Genomic DNA, 13,930 nt, shown 5'->3' with positions numbered 1-13,930 from the left:
AAGTACCCGTCATCCCGTGGATGGCATCGGCCTGGATCAAAGGACACACGGTTTCAGGCTCTTGAAACGCTAGGTTTGGCTTCCGTTCAACGGCGTGGCGTGCCAGAATGCCACCGGCGCTCGTCCGGTCGTGGTGCGCATGACCGGTCCGGCCGCCTCCACTCAACAACCGGGAGCTTCCGAGTGAAAAGATCGATTCTTTCATCGGCGAGGAACGGACTAGCGGCGGCCTGTGCGCTGATTGCGTCCGCCGGAGTCGCTCATGCGCAGTCCGCCTGTTATACCGACAGCCTGTTTCCGGACGAGCGCTTCGTGATCGACGCAGAAACCCAGGGTGTGCTGGTCAGCTCATGGTACGACCTGGCCGCACTGCTGTTCGGCGGCAAGCAAACCGCTTACAGCGTCCACGGTAAATATGTCTACGCCTATCAGGAAGAAGGCGATCCCTGGGTCGTGCACATGGCAGCCGCGACCGGCACGATCGACATCGGCACCCGCTATTTCGGCAAGAACGTCAATCCCGGCGCCGTGCATACCCAGACCGGGGCCCGCCTCGGTCTGACGGTACACATCGTCGAAGGGACGGGTGGCGAGGCTCTGTTCCTGCCCGTTACGCTGGACTGCAGAAGCACCGAAACCAGCGTCCTTCCCAGCGAGTGGAGCTGCGAGAGTTACAACGCCTGGGGAGATTACTTTGGCGTCAGCACCCTGACCAGGGTGCCCTATCAGGCTGACGACGAACGCTGCAACCTGTTCGAAGTCGTCCCCCCTACCATGCCCACTGTTTCCCTGAGTCAGGGCGGTCACCACAAGAGTCGCGCATTCAGACAGTAGTCCGACACACGGGGCCGGCTTTCGCGGCCGGTCCGCTCTTTATTCACGGCTCGGCAAGATGTGCCCCCACCCGTCCCAGTGCAATAAGACATCGGCCTCGAGGGGAACCTGCACTCCCCCCGGGCCCGGATACCTCAAACTCTCTTTCCATTCGATCGTTTTCCTTCTCCTCGTGTCGGCGGCCGGCTGCTCGGATCACACCGGCTCCCACAAGAACGCCGCGGGCATGCCAAACGTAGCGGCAGTCACACCGGTGGTGCGGACGGACCTGGTGAGCACGCTCAATATCGCTTCTGAATTCGAGCCGTATCAGCAGGTCGACGTCCATGCCAAGGTGGCGGGCTACGTGAAGAGAATCGACGTAGACATCGGCGATGCGGTCAAGGAAGGCCAGGTTCTCGCCGTCCTCGAGGTTCCTGAACTCGAGGAAGATCTGGCGCGTGCGCATGCCGCCGTTTTGCGGGCCCGAGAACGTATCCGGCTGGTCAGCAGCAACATCCGCCGCGCCGAAGCGATAGCCCGTCAGGCGGCGCTGACCTATCAGCGCATGTATTCGGTCAACCAGACCACCCCCAACCTGGTGGCCCAGCAGGAGGTCGACCTCGCCCAGTCCCAGGCTGATGCCACGGCGGCGGAACTTTCGTCCCGCGAAGCCGCCGCCCTGGTGGCCGAACAGGAACTCGCAGAAGCCCAGGCCGAGGAACTCAAGGCCAGGACGCTGGCTGACTATGCGACGATCCGGGCACCCTTCGCGGGCATCGTCACCAAGCGTTATGCCGATACCGGCGCCATGGTGCCACAGGGTATCCAGTCCAGCCAGCAGGCCATGCCGGTGGTCCGGATCACGCAGGTCGATCCGCTCAGGCTCTCCTTCCCCGTCCCCGAATCCTTGGTTCCGCTGGTTCACCCGGACACTCCGGTGACCGTCCACGTTCCTTCCCTGAACCGCACTTTCGAAGGAAAAATTTGGCGCTTCACGGGGAAAGCCTCCGATGTCACCCGCACCATGGAAACCCAACTCCTGGTCCCCAATCCACGCTTTGAACTCAAGCCCGGCATGCTGGCCTCCGTGGAGTTCGTGCTGGCGCGGCGCGACCGGTCTCTAGCGATACCGGTCGAAGCCGTGGATGAAGACGGAAAGGAATCGACGGTACTGGTGGTCGGTCCGGACGGCAAAGTGGAAGAGCGCAAGCCGAAGCTCGGCATCAGATCGCCGGACCGCTACGAAGTGATCTCGGGCCTCGAGGAAAACGAGCTGGTCATCGTCGCTGGACGTTCCGCCTTCCTCCCCGGACAGACGGTCCAGACGAGAACGGTGTCGTTCGACGACCCGCCCGCCGAGGGCGGGCATTAGACGGCCACGGAAGCTAGCTGCGAGATGCCCCGGTTCGCGCTCCGTTTCCCCTATTTCATCATCGTCGGCGGGTTGATGGCCGGAGTACTGGGCATTTCGGCCCTGCTGCGCATGCCCGTCGACCTGTTCCCCGCCATCAACATTCCGGTGGTCATGGTCGCCACCTTCTACTCCGGCATGCCGCCAAAGCAGATCGAAACGGCGATCACCGCACCGTTCGAGCGCATGTTCACCCTCGCCAGCGACGTCGATCACATCGAATCGCGGTCCCTGCCCGGCGTCAGTCTGATCAAAGTCCATTTCCATCCGGGCTCCAATCCGGACTCGGCGCTGACCGGCATCTCCAATCTGGCGATGGCGACACTCCGCCGCCTGCCACAAGGTACCCTCCCGCCGGTGATCCTGAAATCGGACGCATCCAGCATGCCGGTGTGCCTGGTGACCTTCAAAGGCCAGGGTCTGGCCGAAAAGGACCTGCTCGATATCGCCCGCTTCAACGTGCGCAACCAGATGGCCAGCGTACCTGGCGCCTCGGTACCGTTGCCGTTCGGCGGCAAGATGCGGCAGATCCAGGTTTACGTGGACCCCATGAAGATGCAGGCCTATGACTTGAGCATCGACGACGTGGTGAACGCGGTCAACGACGCCAACCTGATCCTGCCTGCCGGCTTCTCCCGCATCGGCGATCTGACGTACAACATCTATACCAACAGCCAGGTCGCCACGATGCGGGAACTGGACCAGGTACCGTTGCGCACCGTAGGCCAGGGGGCGGTGATGGTAGGCGACGTCGGCCGGGCCAAGGACGACACCATGATCCAGACCAACATCGTACGCATCGACGGCCAGCGTTCGGTCTACGTGCCGGTGCTCAAGCAGGGCGGGAACACCAATACGATCGCCATTGTCGACGGGATCAAGGACATCGTCTCCCGCCTTTTGGACGTGCCCAAGACCCTGATGACGGAGGTCATCTTCGACCAGTCCCTGTTCGTCAAAAGCGCCATCGAGAACCTGATGCACGAAGGACTGACGGGCCTGTGCCTGACCGGCCTCATGATCCTGATGTTCCTCGGCAGTCCGCGCGCCACCGGGGCGGTGATGCTGTCGATCCCACTGTCGGCGCTGACCATGTTCTTCGTCATGTTCCTCGGCGGCGGCTCCGTCAATACCATGCTCCTGGGCGGCCTGGCGCTGGCATTCTCGCGCCTGATCGACAACTCGGTAATCGTACTGGAAAACATCTTCCGTCATATGGAAATGGGCAAGCCTGCGGCGAAGGCTGCGGAGCAAGGCGGAATGGAAGTGTCACTCCCGGTGCTCGCCGCCACCCTCACCATGGCCATCGTGTTCTTCCCGGTGAGCTTTCTGCAGGGCGTCAGCAAATTCCTGTTCTCGGCGCTGGGCCTGGCCGTCGTCATGTCGGAATTCGCATCGTACGTCGTGGCCATGACCGTCGTACCGCTGTTCTGCTCCCGGTTCATCACGAACGTCCATGGCAATGGCCAAGACGCCCGATCCTCCCTATTGAGCCGCTTCAATGCCGGGTTCGATGCACGCTTCCAGGCCTTTCTCGACCGGTACCAGGCCCTGCTGGCCCGCGCCCTGCAGCGTCCCCGTGCCACGCTCGCGGGCATCACGGGCCTGTTCGCCGCCAGCCTATTGCTGTTTCCGCTGCTGGGCCTTTCGTTCTTCCCCCGCACCGATCCGGGATTGTTCACCCTCATGATCAAGGCGCCCTCCGGAATGCGGCTGGAGAAGACCGAGGACCAGATCCGCCAGGTCGAGGCACTGATCCGCCGCAACGTCACACCGGAAGATCTCCAGCTCATCCTGTCGAACATCGGCTCGGTGGCCGACCTACCGGCGCTCTACACCACCAATTCGACCGAGGACACCGCCTTCGTCCAGGTCGCTCTCAAGGCCGGCCACAAGACCAGCAGTTTCGAATACATGGACCGGATCGGGGAAGCACTGCGGGAGGAAATGCCCCAGCTGAGCACCTACCTCCAGACCAGCGGTCTGATCGACGCGGTGATGAACCAGGGAATGCCGGCGCCGATCGATGTCCAAGTGGGCACCAACGACCTCGAGACTGCCGATCGTGTGGTCAAGGCCCTGACCGCGGAGATTCGGAAGCTTCCCGGCACCGGCGACGTTTTCACCCCGCAGGACAACCATCTGCCCGCTTTCAATATCGAGGTGGACCGCATCCGCGCCGGTCAGGTCGGCCTCACGGAGAAGAACGTGGTCGACAGCCTGATCTCGGCGCTGACGTCAAACGTCATGATCTCGCCGAACTATTGGATCGATCCCAAATCCGGCAACAATTACTTCCTTTCGGTTCAATATCCGCTGGAACTGATCCGCTCGATCAATGACCTCAGAAACCTGGTGCTGCGCGGCCCCAACGTGCAAGGCCCGACGACCCTGGACAGCGTCGCCCGGATCGAGGAGATGCACACTCCCAACGAAGTGGACCACTACCAGATCCGACGCGTGATGGACATCTACGTCACTCCGCAAGGCGAGGATCTGGGACGGCTGGCTACCGCCATCGAAGACACCGTGGCGGGAATGCAGTTGCCGGAAGGCGTGACGGTGACCTTGCGCGGGGCCGTGCAAAGTATGCGGGCGTCTTTCCACAGTTTCGCCCTCGGCCTGAGCCTGTCGGTCATCCTGGTCTACCTGGTACTGGTTGCCCAGTTCCGTTCGTTCGTGACGCCTTTCATCATCCTGCTGGCGGTACCCACTGGTCTTACTGGGGTCATCCTGATGCTGCTCGTGAGCGGGACTACGCTCAACGTCATGTCTCTGATGGGCGTGCTCATGCTGTGCGGCATGGTGGTCTCCAACAGCATCCTGATCGTGGAATTCACCCACCAGTTGCGCGCCGGCGGCATGACGGTCGTCGACGCCGTTTCGCAAGCCTGCCGGACCCGCTTGCGGCCCGTACTGATGACCTCTCTCGCCACCATCATCGGCCTGATTCCCATGGCTTTGAAGCTCGGCACCGGCAGCGAGGCCTATGCCCCGCTGGCGCGCGTCATCATCGGCGGCCTCAGTGCCTCGGTGGTGTTGACGGTATTCATCGTACCCGCCACCTATGTGCTCCTGTTCCGCGATCGGAACGGCGAAAAACCGGCCGATTCGCCGCCAGAGGCTACCACATGAGACCCGGGCTGTATGGTCTGTCCGCCACCTCGGCGCTGCTGCTGGCATGCACGACCGGCCCGGCGGACGCCCTCACCCTGTCACTCCGGGAAGCGCAGGACATCGCCCGCACGAGTCACCCGCGTATCCAGGTTGCCGACCTCCAGGCGCAGGCCTCCCAGGAGGCGGTCGTCCAGGCCAAGGCCGCCTACCTGCCGCATATCACCCAGCAGACCGTGAGTGCGGTTTCGAACAGCTCGAAAAACGCACCGGCGCGTCTGGCCGCGGGTTACGGCCTGGCACCGCCGCCGGTGGCGTCGCGCGCCGCGACCGGCGCCTACCTGAAACAGTTGATCTATGATTTCGGCCGCACTTCCAACCTGATCGCCAGCGCCGAATTGAACGCCAAAGCCAGCGAGGAGAACCGGGCCGCCAACGAAGCGCAGATCATACTATTGGTGACCGCCGCCTATTTTCAGATGGTCCAAGCGCAGGCCGTGCTGAAAGTGGCCGAGGACACTCTCGCGAAACGGGAGCTCAATCTACGGCAGGTCAAGGCGCTGACCACCTCCGGACTCAAATCCGCTCTCGACGTCAGCTTCGCCGAAGTCAACCAGAGCGATGCTCAGTTGCTGCTGCTCAAGGCGCAGAACGATCTGGCCTCGGCCCGCGCCGTGCTTTCCACTGCCATGGGCCGCCGTGACGAAGAAGTTTTCGACGTGCGGGAGGAACCTCTGCCGCCGCCCGTCGGCGAGCTGGAGAGCGCCATCACCGAGGCGCTCTATTTGAGGCCCGATCTGCGTACCCTGCGGCTGCAGTTACAGGCAGCGGAAAAGTTCGCGGAAGCGGAAAAAGCCGCGGCCCGCCCCAGGATCGAGCTGGTGGGCGACATCAATTACATGCCATGGGTCAACATCGAAGCAGGCAAGTATCCGAAATTCAACGTCATCGGCGGTCTCCTCATCGACGTTCCGGTTTTCGAGGGCTTCGCCCTGGAGGCTCGCGAAAACAAGGCGAAAAAGGAATACCAGGCGGCGGCCCATGGCGTCACCGATGCGGAAAACAACGTCCTGCGCGACGTGCGGGTGGCGTGGATGGCGGCGAAAACCGCATTCGAGCGCATGAAGCCGGCACATCAGCAGTTCCTGGAGGCCGACAAATCGTTTCAACTGGCCCAGTCGCGCTACCAGATGGGTTTGAGTTCCATTGTCGAACTGACTCAAGCCCAGCTCAACCTCACCCGCGCCGCGATCGATGAAATCGAAGCCCGGGTCGAATACCAGGTACGCTGTGCCGAGCTGGACTATCAGATAGGCAAACTGCGCTGACGGCCGACGGCGCGGGTTCAGGTGAAGAAGCGCTTGATACCTGCCATGGTCATGTCCACGGCGACCAGGTTGAGCAGGAGTCCCATCAGCCGCTCCAGGGCAGTCAAACCCCGCGGTCCCAGCCATTCTCCGAGCAGCCGACCGAGCAGGAAGGTGGTCAAGTTCGCCAGAAAAACCAGTGTCAGGGCGGTGAACAGCGTCGGAAACGGAATCCCTTGCTGTTTGCTGAGCAGCATCACCGTGGTCAATGCTGCGGGCCCGGCAATGGCGGGTATGGCGATGGGGACGACAAGGGGATCATTCGCGTAACGGTCATCGAAAGTCTCCTGAGCCCCGCCGAAAATCATTTTCAGGGATATGATGGTCAGGATCACCCCGCCCGCGATGTTCAAAGACGGCTGGGTCACGTTGAGGTAACCCAGCAACAGATCGCCCTTCCAGGCGAACACGACCAGCACCACGAAGGCGATCGCCGTTTCACGCAACACGGCACGGAGGTAAGCCGCATGCCCCAGCCGTTGCAGTACTGTCAGCAGCAGGGGCAAATTGCCGAAAGGATCAGTGATCAGAAACAACAATACGGCGACCTGGGCCAGTGTCATGCGGCGATCCGGTCAGATGGGAGGCTTCACGGGATTCCCGGTCGCTCAACTGCCGGCCTGCAGCTGCACGGCGATATCCATCTCTGTGTCGCCGCGCCGCACCGAGAGACGCACTTTCTGGCCGATCTGGTAGTCGTCCAGCAAGGCCGAGAGCTTACTCACGCTATCGACCGGCCTACCTTCCACGGCGACGATGATGTCGCCCGGGATCAGGCGGCCATCCGGCAGCAAGGTGGCGCCCTTGAGTCCGGCCGCTTCGGCGGCGGAGCCCGGATTCACCTTCAATACCAGGACTCCCGTCACACCCAGCCGCTGAACGGCTCTCTGGTTGAGCCCCTCGTCCACCGCGATGCCCAAGGCCGGTCGGATGTATTGACCGCGGCCGATGAGTTGCGGCACTACGCGGTTGACCGTGTCCACCGGCACGGCGAAACCCACCCCGGAAAACGCCCCGGAAGGACTGTAGATGGCGGTATTGATGCCAACCAACCGGCCGGCCGAGTCCAATAGCGGTCCGCCGGAATTACCGGGATTGATGGCGGCGTCGGTCTGGATCAAATGCTCGATGGTGACGCCGGTCTCCTCGGTCAGGGAGCGATCCAGGGCCGAAACGATGCCGGTGGTGAGCGACCAGTCCAAGCCGAAGGGGTTACCGATGGCGAACACCTTCTGCCCCACCTTGAGATCGTGGCTGACGCCAATGGGTAATGGACTCGGTATGCCTTGACCGACGTCGATTCTCAGCACGGCCAGGTCATGGGCCTTGCTCACCCCGACCAGGGCGGCCCTGTAATCGCGTCCGTCGGCGAGCTTCACGGTGGCCCCGCTCGCCCCTTCCACGACGTGATAATTGGTCACCACATGGCCGGCTTCGTCCCAGATGAAGCCGGAGCCTGTCCCCCGGGGGATGCTGAGTACGTTGCGCGTCCAGGGATCCATGACCTGTTGCAGGGTCGAGATATACACCACCGAATTTTTCGACTTTTCGAACAACTCGACGGTGGCTCTCTCTTCCAGCGCGAGTTCTCCGCGCGGGCTGATCGGGCGAGGTGCTACGTCCCGCGCCGAAGCGGCCTGAAAACCGCCTGCGACCATACCGAACCCCAGGAGCAACGTGGCGGTCGCGGTCCAAAGCCGACGAGGAAACAGGGATTCTTGAATGGGTTTCATGGGAGTCTCCGAAACTGAGGGTAAGGGGTCTTTACGGTTTTTCGCAGGCGCTGAGCAGCCAATATACCGCCCCCAAGGCCAGCAAAGCCGCGGACAAGGCACCGATGGTTGCGGCACCGACATTCGGATCGAGAATGACGAACTTGCGCGACAGCGCGATCAAGGCGACCAATACCACCGTCTTGACCTGAATGACGCTGCCGCGGCGCAAGGCCGCCCGCAGGATGGAATGCTTGAATTCCATCGAGATCAGCAAGGTCATGATCATGCCGAACAGTTCCTGAAACACCGCATGATCGAGCGATTCGAAAACCCGGCTGGTGATCAGCATGGCGACGGTGCGAATGAGCTGATAGAGCGAGATGACGATGACCACCGCGATCACGTTCGCCAGAATGATTGCAACCACCTGCTCGAAACGCTCATAGAGATTCATCAAACGCCATTCTTCGGCAAAGGTCGGACGTCTTTCCATACGGGGGATTTCCGAGTCATCCACCATCGGTTCTTCTCCTGCTTCGATACAGACTACTCGATGCCCAGGACAGATGCACCGGCCTGCGGGAACCGGGACAACCGGCCCTTCGCCCCGGTACCCATGGCGGGCCGTCGAGCAAGTGTGGCGATGCGCCGGGCTCGTCCCATCCTTCGTCAATCCGTGAGTCCGGCCCGCCGCAAACGGGACCGCAGCCTTTCGGTTTCTTCCAGCAGGTCGAGGATGAGAGCCGCCACTTCCAGACTGGTTTCGAAATCGCGCCTCAGACGCAGCAGGCGGCGGCATCGCTGGATATCCGCCGCCGCGAAGCGCCAGGCGGTCGCGTCGGCACCCTGTGGCGTCAATACCCCCAGCTCCACCAGCTCGGCGATGCAATCGATCCCCGCTCCGCAAGCCAAGGCCAGTTCTTCCAGAGACAACACCCCCTCGTCCCCGATCCAGACGCCGACGCCCGCTACGATGATACTGTTGCTCATGGCCTAAACCCCCAGGGAGCGGCGCGGATCGAAGGCCATCTGCCGCGCCATGTGCCGGTAGAGATCCCGCGCCTGTTCGGTGTCCGCCGGAGGCAGAACGATATCCAGCACGAGATAGAGGTCGCCGGGCGGATCAGCGGGAATGCCCCGTCCCTTGAGGCGCAGCTTGCGTCCGTTCTGTGACCGGGCGGGGATGCGAACTTCGACCGCACCTGCTGGCGTCGGCGCCTTGACGGTCGCCCCCATGGCCGCTTCCCAGGGCGCCACCGGCAGGGTGAGGTAGAGATCGCGGCCATCGACCCGGTAAAAGGGATGCGGCTTGAAATGCACCTCCAGGTAAAGGTCGCCCTGCGGCCCCCCGCCCAGGCCCGGGGCACCCTGGCCGGCCAGACGGATGAGTTGGCCCTCGCGGATGCCCTTGGGGATCTGCACCTGGAGCGTGCGTTCGCGCATCACCAGGCGACCCTGCTCGTCGAGCTGCGGCACGCGCAGGCTGAGAGTGCGGCTGACGCCGCGAAAGGCATCGTCGAGATCGATGAAAACCTTGGCGTGATGATCTTCGCCGCGCGCGCGGAAGGCCCCGGAGCTCCGGCCGAAACCGCCGAACAGGGTGTTGAAGAAATCGCTGAAGTCCGCGCCGTGCCCAAAGGGTCCGCGGGCGAACTCGAAGCCGGCATCCCAATCCGGCGGCGGCCGGAATTCCTGGCCGCTGCGGTAGCCAGCCCCCAGACGATCGTAAGCCGCCCGCTTTTCTGGATCGCGCAACACCTCGTAGGCCTCGTTGATTTCCTTCATCCGGGCTTCCGCCCCCTTCTCCTTGCTGATGTCGGGATGATATTTACGGGCCAGCTTGCGGTAAGCCTTCTTGATCTCGTCCTCGGTGGCCGAGCGCTCGACCTCGAGTATCTTGTAGTAATCCTTGAATTCCATGGTGTTAGCCGTCCAGATGATCGTGTCGGAGCAGGTGGTGGCGCCTCATCCGAGGCTCACGCTCAACGCCATCATGAGCGTGAACCCCAACATGATCCCCAAGGTAGCGGCGACGGGGTGGCCGCTAAGCTGGGTTTCCGGGATCACTTCCCGCACTACCACGTACAGCATGGCACTCGCGGCGAATCCCATGGCATAGGGTAACACCGCTCTAGCCGTCAGGGCCGCGGCGGCGCCGGCCACCGCCGCCAGAGGTTCCACCGCGGCCGAGATCTGCCCATAAAGAAAACTGCGCAACGGTGAAAGTCCCTCCCGCCGCAGGGGCAAGGCCACCGCCATACCCTCCGGCAGATTGTGGAAGGCGATGCCCGCCATCAAGCCCACCGCAGCTGCCAGACTGACCGGGCTGGCGCCATCGCCGATGGCGCCGAACACGACGCCGAGGGCGAGCCCTTCCGGGATGTTGTGGAGGGCGATGGCCAGGATCAGCAGTGTGGTCCGCCGCCAGTGGCTGCTCAATCCCTTGGCTTCCTTGGCCGGTGCGGCAAGCTGCAATCTCGGCAGCACCTGATCGGTAACGTGGAGGAAGACGATGCCCAGCAGGATCCCGGCGCTGGCGGGCAGCCAGCGCCAGGGACCATAGTCAGCGGACAGCTCGATGGCCGGATGGAGGAGCGACCAGAAACTGGCCGCCAGCATGACGCCACCCGCGAACCCCAGCACCACATCCAAAAAACCTTGATGGACCCGGGCGGTGAAGAATACCAGTGAGGCTCCCAGCGCCGTGCCGCTCCAGGACACCAGGCCCGCGCCGAAGGATTGCCCGATCGGGCCCCACTCGGCGAACGGCGGCAAGCCGGCGATCCCTCCCGCCGTCATGCGCCTTGACCTCGCCAGAGCTTGTATTTTTCCACGTGCTCGCGGGTCAAGCGCAACACCAGAAGCAGCAGGGCCACATCGTCCAGATAGCCGATCACCGGAACGAATTCCGGGATCAGCTCGATGGGATTGATGAAATACAGTAGCGCGAAGCTCAATGCGCCGATCACCCAGCGGGGAATGTCCCGATAACGGCCCGAGCAATAGTCCCGCACCAGATCCATCAGCAGCTCGACCTGTTCCAGGATGTCCCGCAACAAAGGAATCCCGAAAATCTTATCCCTGATCGCCGAGCGCTGCGCCTCCACGCGCTCGAAGTTCGCGTCGGTCATCCGATCCTGGGCATCCCGTAAAACGATCGCTTCTTTCGTCTCAGACATGAAGGCTCCGACAATCCAGCAACGACCCGACGAAAATCGCCGATTCCGGCGCGCCCCGCCATTATAGACGCCGTAGCGGTGAGCTATAGTTACCGGTGCCACCTTCCCGGCCACGGCTCGGGATCGAAAGGCCGTCGAATGGGCGATTCCTTCAACGCATTTTCAAGAGGTCAACCATGTACGAATCCTTGTTACGGTTTCCAACCGATCTCTTTTCAGAATTCGACCGGATGCAACAGGAGATGGAACGGATGTTCGGGGCATTGGGCATGCCCACCAGCATCCGCGCGGTGGCGCGAGGCTTTCCCGCCGTCAACATCGGCACCACGCCCAAGTCCATCGAGGTTTACGCTTTCGCGCCGGGCATCGATGCTTCCCGACTGGAAGTCAGTGTGGACCGCGGACTGCTGACCATCGCAGGAGAACGGCCGAGCGAATCGTCCGAAGTGGCTGAAAAGGTGAGTGTCTACGCCGATGAGCGTTTTTCCGGCAGTTTCAAGCGAGTGGTGAGTCTGCCGGAAGACGTGGACCCCTCGGGCATCCAGGCCCGTTACCGGGACGGGGTGCTGCGTATATCGGTGCCGCGCAGCGAAGCCGCACAACCCAAGCGTATCGAAATCAAATGAGTGACGGAAGGTGAATCATCATGAGCGACGGTAAACAAGACATCGCCAGGCGCGAAGACGTTCGTCCGGCCCCGGCCCTACTGCCGGCGGTGGACATCGTGGAGGACGAAACCGGCATCACCCTCACTGCCGATATGCCGGGTGTGCCCAAAGAGAAACTGACGGTGCGCATGGATGGCCAGAACCTTTCGATCGAGGGGGAAATCGCCCTGGAGACACCGGAGGGGATGGAGCCCAGCTACGCCGAAATCCGCTCTCCCGCCTACCGCAGGAGCTTCAGCCTGAGCCGGGACCTCGACCCTTCCAAGATCGACGCCCAGTTCAAGGACGGCGTGTTGCGCCTGCGGATCCCCAAGGCCGAGCATGCTCAACCACGCAAGATCACGGTCAGCGTGGACTGATCTTTTCTGAATGGCCAGCGTGGCCCGGCAAACGGGCCGCGGCCGGCCCTCGCCACCCATCGCTGAAGGGGAACAGTCATGACTACATTAAACGAACTCAAGCACGGCTTGGAAGAGGCCTGGGAATCACTGGCAGAGGGCTGGCATCGCCTCCGCGAACGGGCGGCGGGCGCGCTGACCCGATTCAAGCCCGGAGCCTCGGTACCCGCCGTGCCCCGACGCCAGGAGGATTTCTACCTGGCTTCCCCCACCTGGGCCTTGCTGGCTGGAGACGTGTACGAAGACGATCGCAAAGTGGTCATCCGGCTCGAAGTACCCGGGATGGAGAAGGAAGATTTCAACCTCGAGCTGCGCGGCGACCTGCTCATCGTGCAGGGTGAAAAACGCCTCGAACGGGAAACCAGCGAAGGCCGGTACCGGGTCTTGCAGTGCGCCTACGGACACTTCCACAGGGTGATTCCGCTGCCGGCGGAGGTGGTCGCGGACCGGGTGCAGGCGTCCTACCGCAACGGCGTGCTCAAGATCGAACTGCCCAAGGCTGCGGCCAGGTTGCCCAGGAGCATCGAGATTCCGGTTCGATGAAGTCCACGGCTACGACCGCGAGGCCGCGGACAAAATGCTTCATTTCACGCAGTCGCCGAGCGATATGGCACAAATCTCGATTATCCTGGCCTCCCATTCCTCGTTCTATGTATGGTTTTTTCGTGGCAACGAACTTGCATCCTGGAGGGTTCGACAACCACCTTCGCTTCCGTTCGGACATTCGATGATCACCAGAACTCCCATGCTCCGCCGTTCGAAATTCCACTCCCTGGTTTTCCTAGCCGCCGCCACTCTCGCCGCCCTCGGTCTCCGCCAGGCAAGCGCTTTCGAATACAACGGCGAAGGCAAGACCCTCGTCAACAAGCGGCTGAAAGGCAGTTACGGCTTCGCCGCGCAAGGCTATTTCGGCGCCGATTTCGATGCCGCGACCAGACTCACTACCGGCGCGATCGCCATCCGCGTCGGCGTGTTCAAATTCGACGGCGACGGCCATTGCAGCATCCACAGCATGGCCAACAAGGCTGGCCTCCAGGCCGCGGTGACCCAGGACACCTCGGAGTGCACCTATGAGGTCTATCTCGACGGTACCGGCAAAGTCGATGCCGTGCTGGGCGGGAAGTCGTTCCAGACGTTTTTCGTGCTGGTGAACAACGGCAAGGAATTCATGTTCACCCGACGGGAAGGCACCGGGACTCCCGCCGATCAGGGGGGCGCCACCCTGGTTTTCGCCATCGCGAAAAAACAATAGCGGGCGGCTG

General features: G+C 62.3%; 14 protein-coding genes and 1 pseudogene. 8 read left to right on the top strand and 7 right to left on the bottom strand.

Going from position 1 to position 13,930, the window contains the following annotated elements; translation table 11 throughout:
- Positions 1 to 183: 183 nt before the first annotated feature.
- The 4 genes from H156_RS0111860 (at position 184) to H156_RS0111845 (ending at position 6,669) form a co-directional block, all read left to right on the top strand.
- Complete coding sequence (locus tag H156_RS0111860; protein WP_017365195.1) at positions 184 to 834, top strand: hypothetical protein; 651 nt, start codon at positions 184 to 186, stop codon at positions 832 to 834.
- A 226-nt stretch (positions 835 to 1,060) separates the two neighbouring features.
- Entirely contained in the window at positions 1,061 to 2,188 is a 1,128-nt protein-coding gene (locus H156_RS0111855; RefSeq protein WP_238536849.1) for an efflux RND transporter periplasmic adaptor subunit, read from the top strand.
- 24 nt (positions 2,189 to 2,212) lie between these two features.
- A complete protein-coding gene (locus H156_RS0111850; protein WP_017365197.1) occupies positions 2,213 to 5,362 on the top strand; it encodes an efflux RND transporter permease subunit in 3,150 nt (1,049 codons plus the stop codon).
- Positions 5,359 to 6,669, top strand: a complete 1,311-nt coding sequence (locus tag H156_RS0111845; protein WP_017365198.1) for a TolC family protein — start codon at positions 5,359 to 5,361, stop codon at positions 6,667 to 6,669. Before H156_RS0111850 ends, H156_RS0111845 begins: the two co-directional genes overlap by 4 nt.
- 17 nt (positions 6,670 to 6,686) lie before the next feature.
- Here the strand turns inward: H156_RS0111845 and H156_RS0111840 are convergent, their stop codons facing one another.
- The 7 genes and pseudogenes from H156_RS0111840 to H156_RS17670 form a co-directional block, all read right to left on the bottom strand.
- Entirely contained in the window at positions 6,687 to 7,271 is a 585-nt protein-coding gene (locus tag H156_RS0111840) for a MarC family protein (protein WP_010960978.1), read from the bottom strand.
- A gap of 45 nt (positions 7,272 to 7,316) precedes the next feature.
- Positions 7,317 to 8,441: a S1C family serine protease gene (locus H156_RS0111835; RefSeq protein ID WP_010960979.1), complete on the bottom strand. Its 1,125-nt coding sequence runs from the start codon at positions 8,439 to 8,441 to the stop codon at positions 7,317 to 7,319.
- Between the two features lie 31 nt (positions 8,442 to 8,472).
- Positions 8,473 to 8,916, bottom strand: a complete 444-nt coding sequence (locus tag H156_RS0111830) for a phosphate-starvation-inducible PsiE family protein (protein ID WP_026045929.1) — start codon at positions 8,914 to 8,916, stop codon at positions 8,473 to 8,475.
- 176 nt (positions 8,917 to 9,092) lie between these two features.
- Entirely contained in the window at positions 9,093 to 9,413 is a 321-nt protein-coding gene (locus tag H156_RS0111825) for a chaperone modulator CbpM (protein ID WP_017365200.1), read from the bottom strand.
- Positions 9,414 to 9,416: 3 nt separating this feature from the next.
- On the bottom strand, positions 9,417 to 10,343 hold the full coding sequence (locus H156_RS0111820; RefSeq protein ID WP_017365201.1) for a DnaJ C-terminal domain-containing protein: 927 nt from the start codon (positions 10,341 to 10,343) through the stop codon (positions 9,417 to 9,419).
- Positions 10,344 to 10,388: 45 nt separating this feature from the next.
- A complete protein-coding gene (locus H156_RS0111815) occupies positions 10,389 to 11,222 on the bottom strand; it encodes a ZIP family metal transporter (protein ID WP_017365202.1) in 834 nt (277 codons plus the stop codon).
- Between the two features lie 26 nt (positions 11,223 to 11,248).
- Positions 11,249 to 11,446, bottom strand: a pseudogene (locus tag H156_RS17670) (YkvA family protein); the annotation flags it as partial.
- Positions 11,447 to 11,853: 407 nt separating this feature from the next.
- On the opposite strand from H156_RS17670, the gene H156_RS0111805 reads away from it, so the two are divergent.
- The 4 genes from H156_RS0111805 to H156_RS16115 all read left to right on the top strand — a co-directional run bounded on the left by H156_RS0111805 (position 11,854) and on the right by H156_RS16115 (position 13,920).
- Positions 11,854 to 12,228, top strand: a complete 375-nt coding sequence (locus H156_RS0111805; RefSeq protein ID WP_238536850.1) for an Hsp20/alpha crystallin family protein — start codon at positions 11,854 to 11,856, stop codon at positions 12,226 to 12,228.
- Between the two features lie 20 nt (positions 12,229 to 12,248).
- Entirely contained in the window at positions 12,249 to 12,629 is a 381-nt protein-coding gene (locus tag H156_RS0111800) for an Hsp20/alpha crystallin family protein (protein ID WP_010960985.1), read from the top strand.
- 78 nt (positions 12,630 to 12,707) lie between these two features.
- Positions 12,708 to 13,211: an Hsp20/alpha crystallin family protein gene (locus tag H156_RS0111795; RefSeq protein ID WP_026045932.1), complete on the top strand. Its 504-nt coding sequence runs from the start codon at positions 12,708 to 12,710 to the stop codon at positions 13,209 to 13,211.
- Between the two features lie 184 nt (positions 13,212 to 13,395).
- Positions 13,396 to 13,920, top strand: coding sequence for a hypothetical protein (locus tag H156_RS16115; RefSeq protein ID WP_238536851.1), 525 nt, complete (start codon positions 13,396 to 13,398; stop codon positions 13,918 to 13,920).
- Positions 13,921 to 13,930 lie beyond the last annotated feature (10 nt).

It is taken from the genome of Methylococcus capsulatus str. Texas = ATCC 19069, assembly GCF_000424685.1.
Lineage (GTDB): Bacteria > Pseudomonadota > Gammaproteobacteria > Methylococcales > Methylococcaceae > Methylococcus > Methylococcus capsulatus.
This window is presented reverse-complemented; position numbering and strand designations above follow the sequence as displayed.